The 20,219-nt window shown below is 62.0% G+C and carries 16 protein-coding genes; 12 read left to right on the top strand and 4 right to left on the bottom strand.

Annotation, left to right across the window (positions count from 1 at the left end):
• Positions 1–4 precede the first annotated feature (4 nt).
• Both plsY and dprA read left to right on the top strand, forming a co-directional pair.
• Positions 5–625 (top strand): glycerol-3-phosphate 1-O-acyltransferase PlsY, encoded by a 621-nt coding sequence (plsY, locus tag QTL96_RS07325; RefSeq protein ID WP_113010761.1) that lies wholly within the window; start codon positions 5–7, stop codon positions 623–625.
• Positions 626–630: 5 nt separating this feature from the next.
• Positions 631–1,779 carry a DNA-processing protein DprA gene (dprA, locus tag QTL96_RS07320; protein WP_289727240.1) on the top strand — a complete coding sequence of 383 codons (1,149 nt, stop codon included), beginning with the start codon at positions 631–633 and terminating at the stop codon, positions 1,777–1,779.
• Between the two features lie 34 nt (positions 1,780–1,813).
• On the opposite strand, the gene QTL96_RS07315 is transcribed toward dprA, so the two are convergent.
• On the bottom strand, positions 1,814–1,993 hold the full coding sequence (locus QTL96_RS07315; protein WP_018900176.1) for a hypothetical protein: 180 nt from the start codon (positions 1,991–1,993) through the stop codon (positions 1,814–1,816).
• Positions 1,994–2,250: 257 nt separating this feature from the next.
• Between QTL96_RS07315 and topA the strand changes: the two genes are divergently transcribed.
• The 5 genes from topA (at position 2,251) to rpmG (ending at position 9,523) form a co-directional block, all read left to right on the top strand.
• Positions 2,251–4,938: a type I DNA topoisomerase gene (topA, locus tag QTL96_RS07310; protein WP_289727239.1), complete on the top strand. Its 2,688-nt coding sequence runs from the start codon at positions 2,251–2,253 to the stop codon at positions 4,936–4,938.
• Positions 4,935–7,304: a ribonuclease R gene (rnr, locus tag QTL96_RS07305; RefSeq protein ID WP_289727238.1), complete on the top strand. Its 2,370-nt coding sequence runs from the start codon at positions 4,935–4,937 to the stop codon at positions 7,302–7,304. The genes topA and rnr overlap by 4 nt, the downstream gene beginning before the upstream one ends.
• A gap of 32 nt (positions 7,305–7,336) precedes the next feature.
• The gene (locus QTL96_RS07300) at positions 7,337–7,798 is read left to right on the top strand and encodes a DUF983 domain-containing protein (RefSeq protein ID WP_289727237.1); all 462 of its coding nucleotides are present in this window, start codon (positions 7,337–7,339) and stop codon (positions 7,796–7,798) included.
• Positions 7,799–8,077: 279 nt separating this feature from the next.
• Positions 8,078–9,262, top strand: coding sequence for an MFS transporter (locus QTL96_RS07295; protein ID WP_047510008.1), 1,185 nt, complete (start codon positions 8,078–8,080; stop codon positions 9,260–9,262).
• Between the two features lie 93 nt (positions 9,263–9,355).
• Entirely contained in the window at positions 9,356–9,523 is a 168-nt protein-coding gene (rpmG, locus tag QTL96_RS07290; RefSeq protein ID WP_018900182.1) for a 50S ribosomal protein L33, read from the top strand.
• A gap of 738 nt (positions 9,524–10,261) precedes the next feature.
• Here rpmG and QTL96_RS07285 read toward each other — a convergent pair.
• Both QTL96_RS07285 and QTL96_RS07280 read right to left on the bottom strand, forming a co-directional pair.
• Entirely contained in the window at positions 10,262–11,629 is a 1,368-nt protein-coding gene (locus tag QTL96_RS07285) for a PleD family two-component system response regulator (protein ID WP_289727236.1), read from the bottom strand.
• 18 nt (positions 11,630–11,647) lie between these two features.
• Positions 11,648–12,019, bottom strand: coding sequence for a response regulator (locus tag QTL96_RS07280; protein WP_018900184.1), 372 nt, complete (start codon positions 12,017–12,019; stop codon positions 11,648–11,650).
• A gap of 135 nt (positions 12,020–12,154) precedes the next feature.
• Here QTL96_RS07280 and QTL96_RS07275 point away from each other — a divergent pair, with 135 nt between their 5' ends.
• The 4 genes from QTL96_RS07275 (at position 12,155) to QTL96_RS07260 (ending at position 15,825) form a co-directional block, all read left to right on the top strand.
• Positions 12,155–12,463, top strand: a complete 309-nt coding sequence (locus QTL96_RS07275; protein ID WP_111561303.1) for a DUF3572 domain-containing protein — start codon at positions 12,155–12,157, stop codon at positions 12,461–12,463.
• Between the two features lie 2 nt (positions 12,464–12,465).
• Entirely contained in the window at positions 12,466–13,134 is a 669-nt protein-coding gene (locus tag QTL96_RS07270) for a hypothetical protein (protein WP_289727235.1), read from the top strand.
• A gap of 70 nt (positions 13,135–13,204) precedes the next feature.
• A complete protein-coding gene (locus tag QTL96_RS07265) occupies positions 13,205–14,494 on the top strand; it encodes a DNA polymerase IV (RefSeq protein WP_289727234.1) in 1,290 nt (429 codons plus the stop codon).
• A 95-nt stretch (positions 14,495–14,589) separates the two neighbouring features.
• Positions 14,590–15,825, top strand: a complete 1,236-nt coding sequence (locus tag QTL96_RS07260) for a L,D-transpeptidase family protein (protein ID WP_289727233.1) — start codon at positions 14,590–14,592, stop codon at positions 15,823–15,825.
• Here QTL96_RS07260 and dnaE read toward each other — a convergent pair.
• Positions 15,822–19,319 (bottom strand): DNA polymerase III subunit alpha, encoded by a 3,498-nt coding sequence (gene dnaE / locus QTL96_RS07255; RefSeq protein ID WP_289727232.1) that lies wholly within the window; start codon positions 19,317–19,319, stop codon positions 15,822–15,824. The genes QTL96_RS07260 and dnaE overlap by 4 nt on opposite strands.
• A 302-nt stretch (positions 19,320–19,621) precedes the next feature.
• On the opposite strand from dnaE, the gene QTL96_RS07250 reads away from it, so the two are divergent.
• Positions 19,622–20,197: a hypothetical protein gene (locus QTL96_RS07250; RefSeq protein WP_289727231.1), complete on the top strand. Its 576-nt coding sequence runs from the start codon at positions 19,622–19,624 to the stop codon at positions 20,195–20,197.
• Positions 20,198–20,219: the final 22 nt, after the last annotated feature.

Genomic DNA, 20,219 nt, shown 5'->3' with positions numbered 1-20,219 from the left:
GAACATGGGCGCTGATCTCATGACGTGGCAGATCACCTGGCAAATCGCGCTGGCGGCCGCCGCCATCGGCTATCTGCTGGGCTCCATTCCGTTCGGGCTTATCCTGACGCGCGCAGCCGGGCTGGGTGACGTGCGCAGCATTGGGTCGGGCAATATCGGCGCGACCAACGTTCTGCGGACCGGCAACAAGAAGCTGGCTGCGGCAACGCTGCTGCTGGACGCGCTGAAGGCATCGGCGGCGGCGTGGATCGTTTCCTACTTCTTCGGCCCGGAAGCCGCCGTCATCGCCGGCTTCTTCGCCTTCATCGGTCACCTCTTCCCGGTCTGGATCGGCTTCAAGGGCGGCAAGGGTGTCGCCACCTATATCGGCACACTGCTTGGCGTCGCACCGCTCATGGTTCTTGGCTTCGCGGCGGTCTGGTTGGGGGTTGCCTTCCTGACCCGTTATTCTTCTCTTTCCGCACTGGTTGCAATGCTTGTCATTCCGGTTGCATTGTGGATACTGGGTGCAGAGAAGGTTGCAGCGATCATGGCGATCATGACCGTGATCTCCTACTGGAAGCACAAGGCCAATATCAGCCGTCTCATCAGTGGCACGGAAAGCAAGATCGGGGCAAAGGGATAGGATAGATGGACGCACGCAGCGCAAGGCCAAAAGGAATTGCGCTGACGGACAGGCAAAGGATTGCCTGGTTGCGTCTTATCCGCTCCGACAATGTCGGCCCGGCCACCTTTCGCGATCTCATCAATCATTTCGGCTCCGCGGAAGCAGCGCTTGCCGCCCTGCCCGGCCTTTCGGCACGCGGCGGTGCAACGCGCGCAATCCGGATCGCCACCGAGAGCGAGGCGCTGAAGGAGCTCGACGCGGCGCAGCGGTTCGGGGCGCGCTTTGTCGGCATCGGCGAACCGGAATATCCGCAGGCGCTGAAGCAGATCGACGGCGCGCCGCCACTGCTCGCGGTGAAAGGAAATCTCGCGGCGATCGCGCAGCCGGCCGTCGGCATCGTCGGCTCGCGCAACGCTTCGATATCAGGCGCGAAGTTCGCGGCGATGATCGCGAGAGAATGCGGGCGCGTCGGCTATGCTGTTATCTCCGGCCTTGCGCGCGGCATCGACACCGCCGCCCATCGCGCCAGCCTCGACACCGGCACGATCGCCGCCATGGCCGGCGGGCTGGACCAGCCCTACCCTCCCGAAAATGCCGGACTGCTCGAGGAGATCTGGAACGGCACCGGCCTTGCCGTCAGTGAAATGCCGTTCGGTTGGGAACCGCGGGCGCGTGACTTTCCGAGACGCAACAGGCTGATCGCCGGCATCTCGCTTGGGACGGTGGTGGTGGAAGCGGCGACGCGATCGGGCTCACTGATCACAGCACGGCTCGCCGGCGAGTTCGGTAGGCTGGTCTTCGCGGTGCCCGGCTCGCCGCTCGATCCACGATGCCACGGCACCAACGGGCTGCTGAAGGACGGCGCGATGATCGTTACCGCGGCCGATGACGTGATCAGCGCGCTTGCGCCGCTATCACAGCTCGACCTGTTTACTGTGCCGCTTGCCGAGGAGCCGGAACGCGGCGGCGGATCGTCGCTGCTGCCGCCTGACGAGACCGACAGGGCGCGTATCGTCGATGCGCTCGGGCCGACACCCGTGGAGATCGACGATATCATCCGGCATACGGGGCTCAGCGCCTCGGCCGTCTATCTCGTCCTTTTGGAGCTCGATATCGCCGGGCGGTTGCACCGGCACCCCGGCGGGATGGTGTCCATTGCAATGGAGGTGTGACGACTTACATATGGGCGAATTACATCCGGGCCACTTACATACGAGCCTGGAGATCGCCGGCTTCGACATATGCCATCTCGATCAGATAGCAGAGCATGTCGGCCTTTTCCTTTTCCGCCACCTGACGCAACTCGGCGAGCATCTGGCGGATGAAGGCAATGTTCTCGCGGGAGCCGGATCGGCCGGTATCCTTCTTTGCGTACTTAGCCGTCATGAAAGCACTCGCGCCCCAATTGGGAAGGGTTGATCGTCGCAGCCTGAACCACACGCTAAAAACGATATCGCAATAATCAGAAATTGCAATATGCGGCATATCGTCTTTTGGTTGCAACGCGTTGCAATGCGTAAAAATGCACTCAAAGTACTTGACCGAAACGAATTCCCTGTCCATGTCGGAGAACCGGCGACCGTGACACGGCAGGTCCTCTGCCCTGATATAGGCCGGCTGGCATCCATTTTTAGAGAATCATCATGAATGTTGTAGTGGTGGAATCGCCCTCGAAGGCCAAGACGATCAACAAGTATCTGGGACCCGGATACAAGGTGCTCGCCTCCTTTGGCCACGTCCGCGATCTCCCCGCCAAGGACGGCTCCGTGCTGCCCGACCAGGATTTCGAAATGCTGTGGGAGGTCGATGGGGCCTCGGCCAAGCGTATGAAGGACATCGCCGACGCGGTGAAGTCCTCCGACGGCCTGTTCCTCGCAACCGACCCTGATCGCGAAGGCGAAGCGATCTCCTGGCATGTGCTCGATATGCTGAACAAGAAGCGCGTGCTCGGCGGCAAGACCGTCAAGCGCGTGGTGTTCAACGCGATCACCAAGAAGGCCGTGCTAGACGCGATGGCCGAGCCGCGCGATATCGACGTGCCGCTGGTCGACGCCTATCTGGCGCGCCGCGCTCTCGATTATCTCGTCGGCTTCAATCTTTCGCCGGTGCTCTGGCGCAAGCTCCCTGGCGCCCGCTCGGCGGGGCGTGTTCAGTCTGTGGCGCTCCGCCTTGTCTGCGACCGCGAATCCGAGATCGAGCGTTTCGTCTCCGAGGAATACTGGAACATCTCGGCGCTACTGAAGACGCCGCGCGGTGACGAGTTCGAGGCAAAGCTGGTTGCGGCGAATGGCAAGCGGTTGCAGGCACGCTCGATCGGCAACGGCGACGAGGCCGGCAAGCTGAAGGCGTTGCTCGAAGGCGCGTCCTATGTCGTCGATACCGTCGAGGCCAAGCCCGTCAAGCGCAACCCGGGACCACCCTTCACAACCTCGACGCTGCAGCAGGCCGCTTCCTCGAAGCTCGGCTTCTCGGCATCGCGCACCATGCAGGTGGCGCAGAAGCTCTATGAAGGCTTCGACATCGGCGGCGAGACGGTCGGTCTGATCACCTATATGCGTACCGACGGCGTACAGATGGCGCCCGAGGCGATCGATGCGGCGCGTGGCGCCATCGTCGACCAGTTCGGCCAGCGCTACCTGCCGGAGAAGGCCCGTCTCTATTCGACCAAGGCGAAGAACGCACAGGAAGCGCATGAAGCCATCCGCCCGACGGACTTCAACCGCTCGCCGGACAAGGTTCGCCAGTATCTCGACGCCGACCAGCTCAAGCTCTACGACCTGATCTGGAAGCGCGGTATCGCCAGCCAGATGGCGTCGGCCGAGATCGAGCGCACGACCGCCGAGATCATCGCCGACAACAACGGCGAGAAAGCCGGACTGCGCGCCGTCGGCTCCGTCATCCGCTTCGACGGCTTCATTGCCGCCTATACGGACCAGAAGGAAGACGGCGAGCAGAGCGACGACGGCGACGAGGATGGCCGCCTGCCGGAGATCAATGCGCGCGAAAACCTCGCCAAGCAGAAGATCAATTCGAGCCAGCACTTCACCGAACCGCCGCCGCGCTACTCGGAAGCGTCGCTGATCAAGAAGATGGAAGAGCTCGGCATCGGCCGCCCCTCCACCTATGCAGCAACGCTCGCGACCCTTCGCGACCGCGAGTATGTGATCATCGACAAGCGCAAGCTGATCCCGCACTCCAAGGGCCGGCTGGTGACGGCCTTTCTCGAAGGCTTCTTCACCAAATATGTCGAATACGACTTCACCGCTGATCTCGAAGAGAAGCTCGACCGGATTTCCGCAGGCGAGCTGAACTGGAAGCAGGTGCTGCGCGACTTCTGGAAGGATTTCTTCGCGCAGATCGAAGACACGAAGGAACTGCGTGTCACCAACGTTCTCGATTCGCTGAACGAATCCCTGGCCCCGCTGGTGTTTCCGAAGCGCGAGGACGGCAGCGATCCCCGCATCTGCCAGGTCTGCGGCACGGGCAACCTGTCGCTGAAGCTCGGCAAGTACGGCGCCTTTGTCGGCTGCTCGAATTACCCTGAGTGCAATTATACGCGCCAGCTTTCTTCCGAAGGCGGCGCGGAAGCCGAGGGTGCTGCACTCAACGAGCCGAAGGCGCTCGGCACCGATCCCGTGACCGGCGAGGAACTGACGCTGCGCTCCGGCCGCTTCGGGCCTTACGTCCAGCGTGGCGACGGCAAGGAGGCCAAGCGCTCCTCGCTGCCGAAGAGCTGGAAGCCGGAAGATATCGATTATGAAAAGGCGATGGCGCTGATTTCGCTGCCGCGCGATATCGGCAAGCATCCGGAATCGGGCAAGATGATCTCGGCCGGCATCGGCCGCTATGGACCGTTCCTGCTGCATGATGGCGGTTACGCCAATCTCGAGACCGTAGAGGACGTCTTCAGCATCGGCCTCAACCGCGCGGTCACCGTGATCGCCGAGAAGGCCGCGAAGGGTCCCGGCGGACGTGGGCGCACGGCAGCGGCTGCCCTGAAGGAACTCGGCGAGCATCCCGATGGCGGCGGCGCGATCACCGTTCGCGACGGCAAATACGGCCCCTACGTCAATTGGGGCAAAATCAACGCGACGCTGCCCAAGGGCACGGATCCGCAGGCGCTGACCGTCGAGGAAGCCGTGGCACTGATCACCGCCAAGGCCGGCAAGGCGCCGGCCGCCAAAAGCAAGGCGAAGCCGAAAGCGAAGGCCAAGGCTGCGGCGAGCGATGACGCGAAGCCGGCAAAGGCAGCCGCCAAGCCGAAGGCAAAAGCCAAAGCGCCCGCCAAGAAAGCTGCGGCACCCGCCAAGAAGAAAAAGAGCGAAGAGTGACCAGAATTCCGCGGGAACCAAAGGGCATGGGCAAGCGTCCCGACAAGACGGGACGCTCCAGCAGGGCGCCCGCCGTCGAGCCACTCAACATTCAGCACGGCGCGCTTCCGTCGCGCGAAGTGATCCTGCGCTTCATAGCCGATCATCCGCAGAAGGCATCGAAACGCGAGCTTGCCAAGGCCTTCGGACTGAAGGGCGATAGCCGCGTTGAGCTCAAGCACCTGCTGCGTGATCTCGAGCAGGAAGGCATGCTGCAGAAGACGCGCAAGTCGCTGATCCGCCCTGGAGCTTTGCCGCCGGTCACCGTGCTCGACATCACCACCCGCGACAAGGACGGCGGACTGATCGGGCGTCCGGCGGAATGGTCGGACGAGATGGGCGTCGCGCCTGCCGTCTCCATCCGGCAGTCCTCCTCGCCTGCCGGCCGCAACGGCAAGGGCAAGGCGCCGGTCGCCGGCATGGGCGACCGCATTCTCGCGAAGATTTTTGCCGCCACCGATCGCGGCGGCCCGGCCTATACGGCCCGCATCATCAAGATCCTCGACAAGCGCCGCGGCGCGCTGCTCGGCGTATTCAAGGACGCGCCTGGCGGCGGCGGTCGGCTGTTGCCGATCGAGCGGCGTGGCGAGGAAATGCTGATCGACCCCGATGACAGGGGCGACGCCAAGGACGGCGATCTGGTTGAGGTCGAAGTCGCGCGCCTGCGCAGCTTCGGACTGCCGCGCGCCAAGGTGCTGTCGGTGGTCGGCTCGGTCGCTTCGGAAAAGGCGATCTCGATGATCGCCATCCACGCGCACGGCATTCCCTATATCTTCCCGCCTGCCGTCGTTGCCGAAGCTGACGACGCCAAGCCCGCGACCATGTCGCATCGCGAGGACTGGCGCGACGTGCCGCTGATCACCATCGATCCGGCCGACGCCAAGGACCACGACGACGCCGTCTATGCCGAGCACGACCCCTCGCCCGACAATCCCGACGGCGTCATCGTCACCGTCGCCATTGCCGACGTCTCCTACTATGTGCGCCCGAACTCGCCGCTCGACCGCGAGGCGCTGAAGCGCGGCAACTCGGTGTATTTCCCCGACCGCGTCGTGCCGATGCTGCCGGAGCGCATTTCCAACGATCTCTGCTCGCTGCGTGAAGCGCAGGATCGCCCGGCGCTTGCCGTGCGGATGGTGTTTTCCAAGGATGGCCGCAAGGCGGGGCATACCTTCCATCGGGTGATGATGAAGAGCGCCGCCAAGCTCTCCTACCAGCAGGCGCAGGCGGCGATCGACGGCAACCCGGATGACAAGACCGGGCCGATGCTGGAGCCGATCCTGAAGCCGTTGTGGCATGCCTACGAGGTGATGAAGCGCGGCCGGGAACGCCGGCAGCCGCTTGAGCTCGACATGCCCGAGCGCAAGATTCAGCTGAAGCCCGACGGCACCGTCGACCGCGTCGTCGTGCCGCCGCGTCTCGATGCGCACAAGCTGATCGAAGAGATGATGATCCAGGCCAACGTCGCGGCCGCCGAGACGCTGGAAAAGAAGAAGCAGCCGCTGATCTATCGCGTGCATGACGGCCCGTCGCTCTCCAAGCAGGAAATCCTGCGCGAGTTCCTGGCGACGCTCGGCATTACGCTTGCCAAGGGCGGCAACATGCGCGCCAACAACTTCAACGGCATTCTTGCCAAGGCCGAGGACACGCCGCACCAGACGATGGTCAACGAGATGGTGCTGCGCTCGCAGAGCCAGGCGATCTACAGTCCCGAGAATATCGGGCACTTCGGCCTGAACCTGATGAAGTACGCGCACTTCACCTCGCCGATCCGCCGCTATGCCGACTTGATCGTGCATCGCGCGCTCGTCGGCTCGCTCGGCTTCGGCGAAGGCGGGATCACGCCGGATGAGGAAGCCGCTCTCGACGATATCGCGGCCGAGATCTCTACCTTCGAGCGCCGTGCCATGGCCGCTGAGCGCGAGACCGTCGACCGCCTCATCGCCCATCACCTTGCCGGCCGCATCGGCGAGGAATTCGATGGACGCGTGGGAGGTGTGACGAAATCGGGACTATTTGTCGCCCTGCCGGACTATGGAGCGGACGGCTTCATTCCTATATCTACACTGGGAATGGACTACTTCATCTATGATGAGGCGCATCAGGCACTCTCAGGTGAAAAGACCGGCCTCGGCTACCGCCTGGGAGACAGTGTTACCGTCAAGCTGGTGGAAGCAATTCCGCTGGCCGGCGCGCTTCGGTTCGAGATGGTGAGCGAGGGGCGCAAGATGCCCACCGCCGTGCGTTCATTCCACAAGGGCGGCCGACGCGACGCAAGCCGCGCGCGCAAGCAGGCCGGGACAAGACCCCCGAGAGGGCGTCGATAGGCGTGTAGGGACGCCGGGAAGGAAGTGCAGTCATGACGACCACCTCAAACGGCCAGGCGACCCAATACGGCGATGTCGATGAAGCCAAGCGTCCGCTCGGTCAATCGATCAAGCGCGGCCTTCTCGGCCGTTGCCCGGCTTGTGGCAGCGGCAAGCTGTTCCGCGCCTATCTGAAGCCGGTGGACAATTGTGCCGCCTGTGGCGAAGCCATGCACCACCACCGCGCCGACGACCTGCCGCCCTATATCACCATCGTCATCGTCGGCCACGTGATCATCGCCGGCTACATGATGACCGATCTGATCTGGCCGATGCCGCTCTGGCTCACCTTCGTCATCTGGACGCCGCTGACGCTGCTCGCCACCCTGTTGATCATCCAGCCGATCAAGGGCGGGGTTATCGGGCTGCAATGGGCGCTGAAGATGCATGGTTTCGGCGGGCACAGCGACGAGCAGGATCAGTACGAAATCCCCGGCCGCCGGCACCAAGGCTGAAGACTTTCCTTGAACCTTCACCGTCACGACATATTTGGCGTGTAGCAGCGCCGGATGTGCTGCGAACTCTGTTTGAGGCACGATTTCAACGCGCGCGATGGTAGGCTTATTTGACTGAATCTCGTCCACCGCAATCAGATCATTGCAGCCAACCTTGTTCATCTAGTAAAGCACACACGTCATCTGGGTCTGGCCCGTCATCTGAGGCTGGTATGACCATGGGGGCAGATGTGGCTTTCGGGTCGCGTTTGTGCGCAGCAGTTCTGTAGGGGTGGATATATGTCTCAGCCGCGAAACGGCACACCGGGCGATGTCGAAGAAATCCATTGGCCGTCTCTGGTAGCCGCCGTTTCGTCGATCTCAGCGGTCGGCATCGCAATCGGGCTGGGATTGCCGCTTCTTAGCATCATCCTCGAGAAGCGCGGCATCCCTTCGACCCTGATCGGCCTCAATACGGCGATGGCCGGTGTCGCGGCGATGGTGGCCGCGCCGATCACGACGAAGCTCGCCCATGCCTATGGCGTGGCGCAGACGATGCTTTGGGCGGTGGTGGTCTCGGCAATCAGTGCCGTCAGCTTCTACTATGCGCAGGACTTCTGGATGTGGTTCCCGCTGCGCTTCGCCTTTCACGGCGCCACGACCACGCTGTTCATTCTCTCCGAGTTCTGGATCAACGCCGCCTCGCCACCATCGAAACGCGGCTTCGTGCTCGGGATCTATGCGACCGTGCTCTCGCTCGGCTTCGCGGCGGGTCCCCTGCTCTTCTCCGTTCTCGGCAGCGACGGCATCCTGCCCTTTGCTGTCGGCGCCTGCGCCATTTTGATGGCGGCCATTCCGATCTTTGTCGCACGCCATGAAAGCCCGGTGCTCGAAGAGAAGCCGGAGCTGCATTTCATGCGCTATGTCTTCCTGGTGCCGAGCGCCACGGCCGCCGTCTTCATCTTCGGCGCGGTGGAAGCCGGCGGGCTGGCGCTGTTTCCGATCTACGCGGTGCGCGCCGCCTTCACCGAGACTCAAGCCGCCCTGCTGCTGACGGTCATGGGGATCGGCAACATGATCTTCCAGATCCCGGTGGGGATGCTGTCCGACAAGATGAAGGACAAGCGCCCGCTCTTGGCCGGCATGGCCTTCATGGGCCTGATCGGCTCTCTGATGCTGCCCGTGCTCTCCCACAGCTGGCTGCTGATGGCCGGCGTCCTGCTCTTCTGGGGCGGCTGTGTGGCCGGGCTCTATACGGTCGGCTTGAGCCATCTCGGCTCTCGCCTCACTGGATCCGACCTTGCCGCCGCTAACGCCGCCTTCGTTTTCTGTTACGCTGTGGGTACCGTTGCCGGTCCGCAAGTCATCGGCGCGGCCATCGATGTGGCCGGAAACAACGGCTTTGCCTGGGCTATTGCCGGCTTCTTCGGCGTTTATGCAGTGCTTTCGGCGGGCAGACTGCTTTTCATTCGAAAGCGGGGTTGACTTTTCAAGCTAGATTCGTAGTTTCGCGCCAGAATTAGCCGAGGCGCCTAGACGGATTCCAACGGCTTTCATTTCATTAAAGGCAGGACGACCATGGCCAAGGCTACAACAATCAAGATCAAGCTGCTGTCGACAGCCGACACAGGTTCTTTCTACGTCACGACGAAGAACAGCCGTACGATGACGGACAAGATGACGAAGACCAAGTACGACCCGATTGCTCGCAAGCACGTCGAGTTCAAGGAAACCAAGATCAAGTAATTTCTTGATCCTGTAGACCGCTTAGAAGCGCGCGCCACCAGGCTGCGCGCTTTTTTGTTGTCTGCGACACGGCCCGCGTCCAACTCGATCAAAGAGCGCAAATGAAAACGCCGCCCTGCCCGTTTCAACGGAGAGGACGGCGTTTTGCGAAAGGGGGTCGGCCAACAGGCAACGCGGCACGAGGAACCGCAAGTGTTGCTTGCCGACCGACCGACCCCACGACCCAGGAGATGCGGCGGACCTGAGCATCATGGGGTATCAGCGCACCCCGCATAGGGAGTGCTTTATTTCTATGTATTGATCATTCGCGCGAAAATGAAAGAAAATCAACAAATTCTTAATGATGAGATTTATTAGCTTGATTTTATGGTTAAAAGTCCCGATTTGGGACGCCGTTTCGCATAATTTTCGGCCACCTCGCGCTAGAATAAGATCCGGCACCAAGAATAGACGGACAATATAAGCGAGTAGTCTTCGCGCTTACAGACCGGCGAAACCGCTTGAAAACCATCAAAATCCGCCGATCAAACCAAGCAAAGTGACGACACCTCACATTTTCTTCTGAGGCAGCCAACGTCTCTGCTGGCTCAGATCGGCTGTCGCACGCAGCGGCGGGCTCAAAAGCCGGCACTACTACTTGCGGCTAATCCGCGCACAGGGCCGGACAGAGCCCCGTTCAACTTTCTGTGGATGATCAATGCGCTGCGGGTCTTGGGCGCTAAACGGCCGATGCCAACATCAGGCCGCGGCGACGACTCGGTTGCGACCGCCGTTCTTCGCTTCATAAAGCGCAACGTCGGCCTGCTTCAGCAGATGACCGGGCGTGATGACCTGCGGCGTGCGCGAGGCGATGCCGAAGGACGCCGTCACCTGCAGCTCCTGCCCCGTGCCCTTCACCACGAAGGGTACGCTCTCGATGACACCGCGCAAGCGCTCGGCCACCGAGGCCGCGATTTCCGGCGAGGTGTCCGGCATGACGACGACGAATTCCTCGCCGCCATAGCGGCAGGCAAGATCGGCGCCGCGAACCGTGGAGCGGACGCGGTTGGCGAACTCGCGCAGAATATCGTCGCCGGCATCATGGCCGTGCGTGTCGTTGATCTGCTTGAAGCGATCGATATCGGCGATCAGCACCGACAGCGGGCGACCGCGCGCCATCGAGCGGTTGAAGAGCGTGCTGATATGATTGTCGAGATAGCGGCGATTGCTCAGGCCCGTCAGCGGATCGGTGACCGCGAATTCGATCGTCTGCTGCACATTGGCGCGCAGGCGGTCATTGTAGTTCTTGCGGCGGATCTGCGTGAGGCTGCGGGCCACCAGCTCGTTCGGATCGACGGGGCGAACGATATAGTCGTTGACGCCGAGATCGAGCGCGCGCACCACCATCTCGTCATCGCCCTGCTCGGTAATGATCAGGATCGGCAGAAAACGGGTGCGCTCCAGCGAGCGGAGCTGCGAGCAAAGCCTGAGCGGGTCGTAGTCGTCGATATTGGAATTGACGATCACGAGGTCGAATGGATTTTCCGATGCTTCGAAGATAGCGGCCTGGGCATCAGAAATGGCAAACACGTTGCCGATCGGCTTCAGCGCCTTGATGATCCGCTCTTGCGAATTGGCGCGGCCATCCACCAACATGATCTGGCCGCCCTCCTCGCCGCGCTGATCGGCGCGCAGCAATTCGTCGATGCCCATCGTGTGCGCCGTCTGGGCGCGGATGCGTAATTCGTCGCTCAGTGTCTTCAGGCGCAGCAGGCTCTTGACGCGGGCGATCAGCTGCAGGTCGTTGACCGGCTTGGTCAGGAAGTCGTCGGCACCGGCCTTCAGGCCGCGCACGCGGTCGGCCGGCTGGTCAAGCGCGGTCACCATGACGACGGGAATATGCGATGTCTTCGGGTTGGACTTCAGCCGCTCGCAGACTTCGAAACCATCCATGCCCGGCATCATGATATCAAGCAGGATGAGATCGACCTGGTTGCGTTCGCAGATCGCCAGTGCCTGATAGCCGTCGGACGCCGTCAGCACGTCGAAATACTCGGCGATCAGCCGCGCTTCGAGCAGCTTCACGTTTGCCGGGATATCATCAACGACGAGAATGCGCGCGGTCATAAGCTTCTTTCCGATCTATCAGGCGTCGCCCAGGTAGGTCTTGATCGTCTCGATGAACTTCGGAACGGAGATCGGCTTGGAGACATAAGCCTCGCAGCCGCCCTGGCGAATGCGTTCCTCGTCGCCCTTCATCGCGAAGGCGGTGACGGCGATGACGGGAATGACGTGGAGCTCGTCGTCCTCTTTCAGCCACTTGGTGACTTCGAGCCCGGAAACTTCGGGCAGCTGGATGTCCATGAGGATCAGATCGGGGCGATGCTTGCGGGCAAGATCCAGCGCCTCCATACCGTTGCGGGTCTGGATGGTTCTGTAGCCGGACGCCTCTATGAGGTCGCGAAAGAGCTTCATGTTGAGCTCGTTATCCTCTACAATCATCACTTGTTTGGGCATCGAACGCGATCCTAAGTCCGTCATGAAAACCGTTTCGCCTGGCGAGGATGAACCCGCTGGCGCACCGGCCGCCATGAAACCGATTGCGGCACGCTATCGGTATTTGGTTGAAAAATAGGTAATTTACCGCAAGAAATGCAGAGCAACTTCAAGACTTCAAAGCAACGCGCCGCCGACCCGCAAGAGACGGCCATCGCAGTTCTCGCCTGGCTCGCAAACGAACCTGATCTGTTTGGTCGCTTCCTGGCGCTGACGGGGGTCGAACCGGCGCAGGTGAGGAACGCGATCAATGACCCAGGCTTCCTTTCCGGCATGATGGACTTCCTGATGCAGCATGAGCCGACAGCGCTGGCGTTTTGCCAGGCAAGCGGAACGCCGCCGGAGGTGCTGAATGCAGCCTGGCAGCATTTCTCTCCGGCCGGCCTCGGCTCGGGCGAGTATTGATCATGAGCGTGGTCACCGATCCCTCCCAGGTGCGCCTCGGTGATCGCCCGCTGATCGTCTGCGATATAGACGAGGTGGTGCTGGAATTTCTCTCGCCCCTCACCCGCTTCCTGCGCTCGCACGATTACGACCTCCTGCCGCGCTCGTTTCGGCTGCATGGCAATATCGTGTCGCTGCTCGATGGGGCGGAGATGGACCGAGACGAATTCGACCGCTTCCACGAGATATTCTTCGAGACCCAGGACCTGTGGCAGGCGCCGGCGGAGCGTGCCGTCGAGACGCTGCATGCGCTGGCCGCCGATGCCGACATCGTGTTTCTCACGGCAATGCCGCCGCGTCACCACGAGGTGCGCCGCAAGCTTCTCGATCGGTTCGATCTCTGCTTCGACATGATCGCGTCGGAACAGCCGAAGGGGCCGATCGTGGCCGCGCTGCATGACCGCCGGGAGCTGCCCGTCGCCTTTATCGACGATATCCAACGCAACCTCCTTTCCGTTGCCGACCATGTGCCGGAGTGCCTGCTGCTCAACATGATGGCGAATGCCGATTTCAAGCCATTCGCGCCGCCGCCCACCGGCACAATCGTACAGGCGTCCGACTGGACGCATGCAGCCGAGCTGATGCGGCGGCATTTTTCGACCACGACGACGCTGGGTAAAACCAGCGCATAAGCGCCGACATCCTCTTGAGACTCTCGAACTTAGAGCGTAATGTCGGGATGTTCAACCTTTGTTCCCGTCGATGACCGCCAATCCTGCCAAGACACCCGGCTTCTGTCGCGACTGCCTTGCCGAGCAGAAGGCGGAGGGGCGACGCTGTGCTGCCTGCGGCAGCCCCCGCCTCGTTCGCCACGACGAGCTCTACGGCCTGACGCTCGCGCATATCGACTGCGATGCCTTCTATGCCTCTGTCGAGAAACGCGACAATCCCGAGCTGGCCGACAAGCCCGTCATCATCGGTGGCGGAAAACGCGGTGTGGTGTCGACTGCCTGCTATGTCGCGCGGATCTATGGCGTGCGCTCGGCCATGCCGATGTTCAAGGCGCTTGAGGCCTGCCCGCAGGCGGTGGTGATCCGTCCCGACATGGAGAAATACGTCAAGGTCGGCCGCGAGGTGCGGGCGATGATGCAGGAGTTGACACCGCTCGTTCAGCCGCTGTCGATCGACGAGGCGTTTCTGGAGCTTGGCGGCACGGAGCGGCTGCACAACGACCCGCCGGCGCGCACGCTGGCGAAATTCGCCCGACGTGTCGAGAAGGAGATCGGCATCACCGTTTCGATCGGGCTCTCCTACTGCAAATTCCTGGCCAAGGTGGCCTCCGACCTGCAGAAGCCGCGTGGATTCTCGGTGATCGGTCGCGAGGAAGCGGTATCGTTCCTCGCTCCACGTCCTGTGACGACGATCTGGGGTGTGGGCAAGGCGTTCGCCGCGACGCTGGAGGCCGACGGCATCCGCACCATCGGCCAGTTGCAGACCATGGACGAGACAGACCTGATGCGCCGCTACGGCACCATGGGACAACGGCTGTCGCGGCTGTCGCGCGGTATCGATGACCGCGACGTGCATCTCAACGATCCCGCCAAAAGCGTTTCGGCCGAGACGACCTTCTTCGACGACATTTCGCGATATGAGGAGCTTGTTCCAGTGCTGCGCAATCTCTCCGAGAAAGTCGCCTGGCGCCTGAAGAAGGGCGATATCGCCGGCCACACGGTCGTTCTGAAGATGAAGACGGCGGACTTCAAGTCGCGCACGCGCAACCGCAAGCTGGAGGACCCGACGCAGCTTGCCGACCGCATCTTCCGCACCGGCATCGAACTGCTGCAAAAAGAAACCGACGGAACCAAGTTCCGACTGATCGGCATCGGCGTGACCGACCTTTGCGACCCGACGCGGGCCGATCCGCCGGACCTAATCGACGTTCAATCCGGGCGCCGTGCCGCGGCCGAGGCCGCGATGGACAAGCTGCGCGACAAGTTCGGAAAAGGCACGGTCGAGACCGGCTATACGTTTGGAAGCAAGCGCAATCAATAATATGTGAGCCCTACTCGGGATCGCCCATTTCAAATATTCCTTAAGTTTCGAGCATTACGCTCCGACACGTAGTATTGCGTATCGGTTGGGTTCAAATGTTCTCGCGTCTCGTCTTCGGGCTCGGCTTGCTGTCGGCCACCGCCCTCGTGCACCCCGCGTTCGCCACGGACGCGCGGGCGCTGCAGATCTTCGTTTCCAAGAGCAAGCAATCGCTGGCCGTCTATGACGGCGCCGATGTCATCGCGACATCGAAAATATCGAGCGGGAAATCCGGCCACACCACGCCAAGCGGCATCTTCTCGGTGATCGAGAAGCAGACCTACCACGAATCCAACATCTATTCGGGCGCGCCGATGCCGTTCATGCAGCGGCTGACATGGTCGGGCATCGCGCTCCACCAGTCGAACTCCGTGCCGCGCTACCCCGCCTCGCACGGCTGCGTGCGCATGCCCGATGCGTTCGCCAAGCAGCTCTACAAGATGACCGAGATGGGCGTGCCCGTCATCATCACCGACGCGCAGCTTGCGCCTGAGCCGGTCGATCATCCGCTACTGTTCAGCCCGCACGCGCCGCCACCGGCACCGCTTTTATCCGACGTCGAACTCCGGCCGGCGATCGGCTCGCTGCCGGTGCAGGTGGCGATGAACGAGGTGGCGATGCCGCGGCTGCAGGTGCAGCCGATCGTGGCGCCCGTAAACGACCAGCCGGTGAAGATCCTGATCACCCGCCGGGCGCAGCGCGAAACGATCATCGATCTGCAGACCTATCTCGCCGAGCTCGGATTTGCTGTCGGCAACGCCGACGGCTATCTCGGGCCGGCGACGGTTCAGGCGATCGGAGAGTTCAAGAAGCAGCATCCGATGAGCCCAGAGGCGGCCAAGTCACTCATCAGTGACGATCTCCTGCGCGCGGTCTATAGCGCCGCCGGCAAGGGCGAGCCGCCGAATGGCGTCATCATGGTGCGGCAGGGATTCCAGCAGGTGTTCGAGGCGCCAGTGACGATCGCCCAACCGGAACTGGCGCTCGGGACGCATTTCTTCAGCGCGCACGAGGTGAATTTCGAAGACGGCACCACCGAGTGGCTGGGCGTGACGCTGCCCAACACCTTGACCAGCCAGACGATGAAGCGGCTGGGCATCAGCACGATGGAAAGCTCGATCATCTCGGGCACGCCGATCCTGAACGCGCTCGGCCGGATCACCATTCCGGATGACACGAGACAGCGGATCGACTCGATGCTGACGCCGGGATCGACGCTGACGATCTCCGATACCGGCGTCGGCCCGGAGACCGGTCAGGGCACCGACTTCATCACGCTGACGCGCGGCTAAACGAGCTCCACATCGATCACTCCGGGAGCCGAGCGCATGGCGGCGGCGATTTCGGGCGTGATCCTGTATTTCTGTGCCAATTCCACCTCGATCTCGCGCTTGCCATCCTCCTTGATGACGATGAAGGAGACGAGCCCGTCGCCCCTGGCGTTGAGATGGGCGGCAACGGCGCGCAGCGGGCCGGAATCACGGACATAGACACGCAGCGCCTTCTGCATCTGCAGCGACTTTTCCTCCAGCGACTGGATCGTCTGGATGCGCAGACCGATGCCCTCCGGTCGCTCTTCGCCGGTCGCGGTGATGACGAAGGATTTTCCAGATTCCAGCATGTCGCGATACTGGTTGAGCATCTCCGAGAAGAGCACCGCTTCGAACTGGCCTGATGAATCCGAGAAGACGATGATGCCCATCTTGTTGCCGGTGCGCGTCTTGCGCTCCTGCTTGGAAATGACGGTTCCGGCCAGACGCGCATTGCTGGCGCCCTGCTTCACGGCGGCCGCGAAATCACCAAAGGTCTGGACGCGCATCTTTTCCAGCACGCTGCTGTAGCTGTCGAGCGGATGGGCCGTCAGATAGAAACCGAGGACCTGGAACTCCTTGAGCAGGCGCTCGGAGGGCAGCCAGGGCGAGAAAGGCGGCATCGAGATCTTTTCCGGACCCGATGACAACACACCGCCAAAGATATCCGACTGGCCGCTCAGCTTGTTTTCCTGGGCGCGCTGGGCATAGCCCATGATGCGATCGATGCCGCCAGAGAGCTGGGCGCGATCGAGCTCGAAGCAATCGAAGGCGCCGGCGAAGATCAGGCTTTCCAGCACACGCCGGTTGACCTGCTTGGGGTCGATGCGCAGGCAGAAATCCTCGAGGCTGGCGAAGGGCGTGTCACCGCGCACCTCGACGATATGGTCGACGGCCGATTCGCCGACCCCCTTCAGCGCCGCCAGCGCGTAATAGATGCGGTTGTCGCCGGTCTGGAAGTGGCGGAACGAGGTCTGTACGGAGGGCGCGATCACCTCGATACCGAGGCGCTTGGCATCCTGGCGGAAATCGTTGACCTTTTCGGTGTTCGACATGTCGAGCGTCATCGAGGCGGCGAGGAATTCGACCGGATAATGCGCCTTCATGTAGGCGGTCTGGTAGGAGACGATGGCGTAGGCGGCAGCGTGCGACTTGTTGAAGCCGTAGTTGGCGAACTTCGCCAGAAGCTCGAAGATGTTGTCTGCTTGCGGCTTCGACACGCCGTTCTTGACGGCGCCGACGACGAAGCGCTCGCGCTGCTGGTCCATCTCCGCCTTGATCTTCTTACCCATGGCGCGACGCAGAAGATCGGCCTCGCCGAGCGAATAGCCCGAGAGCACCTGAGCGATCTGCATGACCTGCTCCTGGTAGACGATAACGCCCTGCGTCTCCTTCAAGAGGTAATCGATGGTCGGGTGGATCGATTCGAGCTCTTCCTCGCCATGCTTGCGGGCATTGTAGGTCGGGATGTTCTCCATCGGACCCGGGCGATACAGCGCCACGAGCGCGATGATGTCCTCGATGCAGTCCGGCCGCATGCCGATCAGCGCCTTGCGCATGCCGGCACTTTCCACCTGGAACACGCCGACCGTTTCGCCGCGCGACAGCATCTCATAGGTCAGCCTGTCATCGAGCGGGATCGCGGCGAGATCGACCTTGATGCCGCGCTTGGCGACGAAGTCGACGGCGACCTTCAGCGTCGTCAGTGTCTTCAGGCCGAGGAAGTCGAACTTGACGAGACCGGCCTGTTCGACCCACTTCATGTTGAACTGGGTGACCGGCATGTCGGAGCGCGGATCGCGATACATCGGCACCAGCTTCGACAGCGGGCGATCGCCGATGACGATACCGGCGGCGTGGGTCGATGCGTGGCGGTAGAGACCTTCGATCTTCTGCGCGATATCGAGCAGGCGGGCGACGACGGGCTCCTTGTCGGCCTCCTCCTGCAGCTTCGGCTCTTCCTCGATCGCCTTCGACAGCGGTGTCGGGTTGGCCGGATTGTTCGGCACCAGCTTGCAGATCTTGTCGACCTGGCCGTAGGGCATTTCCAACACGCGGCCGACGTCGCGAAGGGCGGCGCGCGCCTGTAGCGAGCCGAAGGTGATGATCTGTGCCACCTGCTCGCGGCCATATTTCTTCTGCACGTAGCGGATCACCTCTTCGCGGCGATCCTGGCAGAAGTCGATATCGAAGTCGGGCATCGAGACGCGTTCCGGATTGAGGAAGCGTTCGAAGAGCAGCGAGAAGCGCAGTGGATCGACGTCGGTGATGGTGAGCGCATAGGCGACCAGCGAGCCCGCACCGGAGCCGCGGCCGGGGCCAACCGGGATATCCTGCAGCTTCGCCCACTTGATGAAGTCGGCAACGATCAGGAAGTAGCCGGGGAATTTCATGCGCTCGATAACGCTGAGCTCGAATTCCAGGCGGTCGCGGTAATCCTTCTCCTCATAGCCCGCAGACATGCCGAGCGTCTGAAGGCGCATGTCGAGACCTTCGACCGCCTGGCGGCGAAGCTCCAGCGATTCGGCGCGCTCCGCCTCTTCCGGATCCGCGGTGGCGCCGGTGAAGCGTGGGAGGATCGGCTTGCGGGTTTTCAAAACGAAGGAGCAGCGGCGGGCGATCTCCACCGTATTTTCAAGCGCCTCGGGCAGATCGGCGAAAAGCTTCACCATCTCGGCGCGGCTCTTCAGGTAGTGATCAGGCGTCAGGCGAAAACGCGTGTCGTCGGAGACGATGGCATTGTGCGCCACGGCCATCAGCGCGTCGTGCGCGTCGTAATCGTCGCGCGTCGGGAAGAAGGCCTCGTTGGTCGCGACCAGCGGGATCTCGTGCTCATAGGCAAGTCCGATCACCCGCTGCTCGTGGCGCTTGTCATAGGTACCCTGGCGCTGAAGCTCCATGTAGAGTCGGTCGCCGAACTTGTCCTTCAGCGACAGCAAGCGCGCGGTCGCCGGCGCGATGTGCCCCTCTTTCAGCGGCATGTCGATCGGGCCGGTCGATGCGCCTGACAGCGCGATCAGGCCCTCCGTGCCGAGCTCGTCGAGCCACGACGCCTTGATGTGGACCGCCTGCCCGGCGCCCTCGCCGCTGAGATAGGCACGGCTGACGAGATCCACCAGCCGTTCATAGCCTGCATCGGTGGCGGACAGGAGCACGATCGACGGCAGTTTCGCCAACTGCTGCTGGCCGCCGCGGCGCTCGGTCTCGAGGCCGTCTTCCATATCGATGGAGACCTGGCAGCCGATGATCGGCTGCAGACCTTCGTCCATCGATTTCTGCGCAAATTCCAGTGCGACGAATAGATTGTTGGTATCGGTGATGGCGATCGCCGGCTGGCTATCGCCCGATGCCTTGTAGAGAATTTTCTTGAGCGGCAGCGCCCCCTCAAGCAGCGAGAAGGCGGAGTGCACACGCAAGTGAACGAAGCCCGGCGTACCGCCGATGAAGTCGCTCGCGCCGTTTTCAGTGCCCGCCATGATATGCCTTTCCGCGCATCCGTATGAATCGGATGCATTGTCGGATTTGGGGACGTGGATGTCCAGAGAAGCGGGTACCATCGGACCGCATGACAGCCATGCGGTCCCCGTTATTCTTACATTGCCATGCAGATCAAAGAGAAGCTGGCAATAAACATTGCGATGGAGGTGAATGCTGCGATATCGCGGATCATGTCAGTCATTTGGCTCTCCTGTGCTCTTATGTTTTTATTTTGTTCTTCTCTTGTTCCGTTGTCAACAGGATTGTTTTCTGTTTGGTTAACGGCAAACGGGAGACGAGCATGCGTCGATTCATCTTTATGGCAGTCCTGCTTTCAGCCAACGCGGCCTTCGGCGCGGATCCTGATCCGGCGCGCATCGTCGATGTGGCGGTCGGCGACTGGAACGGCGATGGCAAGCCAGACCTGGCGTTGCTCGCCGAGGCTCCCGACGATGCCGCCGACGACCAGCTCGGCGTCTACATCTATCTGCGGGATGACCACGACCTGTTGCGGCTTACGACCAGCGCGCCCGGCAAGATCTGGGGAACCACGGTGGCGGAGGGGATTTACGGCCAGGAACCGGCGATCAAGGCGGCGGGCAAGAGCTCGATCGCCATCCACTCGCAGAACAGCGCCATCGGCCGCGACCGCTGGGAGCAGACGCTGACGCTTGCCTACCGCAACAACCAGTTCGTCGTCGCCGGCTACACCTACAGCCATTACGACACGCTGGATCCGGATGGCGGCGGCTCATGCGACTACAATGCGCTTACCGGCAAGCTGCAGCGAGACGGAAAGGATGCGAAGGCCGAGGCACGCACGATCACGATTGCCGACTGGAAGGACGAAACCGGGCAGTCGATCTGCGGCGGCTAGATTGGTCCTGACCAGGCGGTGA

This window comes from Rhizobium sp. S163, assembly GCF_030380805.1.
Lineage (GTDB): Bacteria > Pseudomonadota > Alphaproteobacteria > Rhizobiales > Rhizobiaceae > Rhizobium.
This window is presented reverse-complemented; position numbering and strand designations above follow the sequence as displayed.

Bases quoted from the DNA above. Each gene is read 5' to 3' on its own strand.
- QTL96_RS07280 (WP_018900184.1), bottom strand. From the start codon at position 12,019: ATGCCCAAACAAGTGATGATTGTAGAGGATAACGAGCTCAACATGAAG.
- topA (WP_289727239.1), top strand. From the start codon at position 2,251: ATGAATGTTGTAGTGGTGGAATCGCCCTCGAAGGCCAAGACGATCAAC.
- QTL96_RS07285 (WP_289727236.1), bottom strand. From the start codon at position 11,629: ATGACCGCGCGCATTCTCGTCGTTGATGATATCCCGGCAAACGTGAAG.
- plsY (WP_113010761.1), top strand. From the start codon at position 5: ATGGGCGCTGATCTCATGACGTGGCAGATCACCTGGCAAATCGCGCTG.
- dnaE (WP_289727232.1), bottom strand. From the start codon at position 19,319: ATGGCGGGCACTGAAAACGGCGCGAGCGACTTCATCGGCGGTACGCCG.
- QTL96_RS07265 (WP_289727234.1), top strand. From the start codon at position 13,205: ATGACCGCCAATCCTGCCAAGACACCCGGCTTCTGTCGCGACTGCCTT.
- rpmG (WP_018900182.1), top strand. From the start codon at position 9,356: ATGGCCAAGGCTACAACAATCAAGATCAAGCTGCTGTCGACAGCCGAC.
- QTL96_RS07315 (WP_018900176.1), bottom strand. From the start codon at position 1,993: ATGACGGCTAAGTACGCAAAGAAGGATACCGGCCGATCCGGCTCCCGC.
- QTL96_RS07260 (WP_289727233.1), top strand. From the start codon at position 14,590: ATGTTCTCGCGTCTCGTCTTCGGGCTCGGCTTGCTGTCGGCCACCGCC.
- dprA (WP_289727240.1), top strand. From the start codon at position 631: ATGGACGCACGCAGCGCAAGGCCAAAAGGAATTGCGCTGACGGACAGG.
- QTL96_RS07275 (WP_111561303.1), top strand. From the start codon at position 12,155: ATGCAGAGCAACTTCAAGACTTCAAAGCAACGCGCCGCCGACCCGCAA.
- QTL96_RS07295 (WP_047510008.1), top strand. From the start codon at position 8,078: ATGTCTCAGCCGCGAAACGGCACACCGGGCGATGTCGAAGAAATCCAT.
- QTL96_RS07270 (WP_289727235.1), top strand. From the start codon at position 12,466: ATGAGCGTGGTCACCGATCCCTCCCAGGTGCGCCTCGGTGATCGCCCG.
- QTL96_RS07250 (WP_289727231.1), top strand. From the start codon at position 19,622: ATGCGTCGATTCATCTTTATGGCAGTCCTGCTTTCAGCCAACGCGGCC.
- QTL96_RS07300 (WP_289727237.1), top strand. From the start codon at position 7,337: ATGACGACCACCTCAAACGGCCAGGCGACCCAATACGGCGATGTCGAT.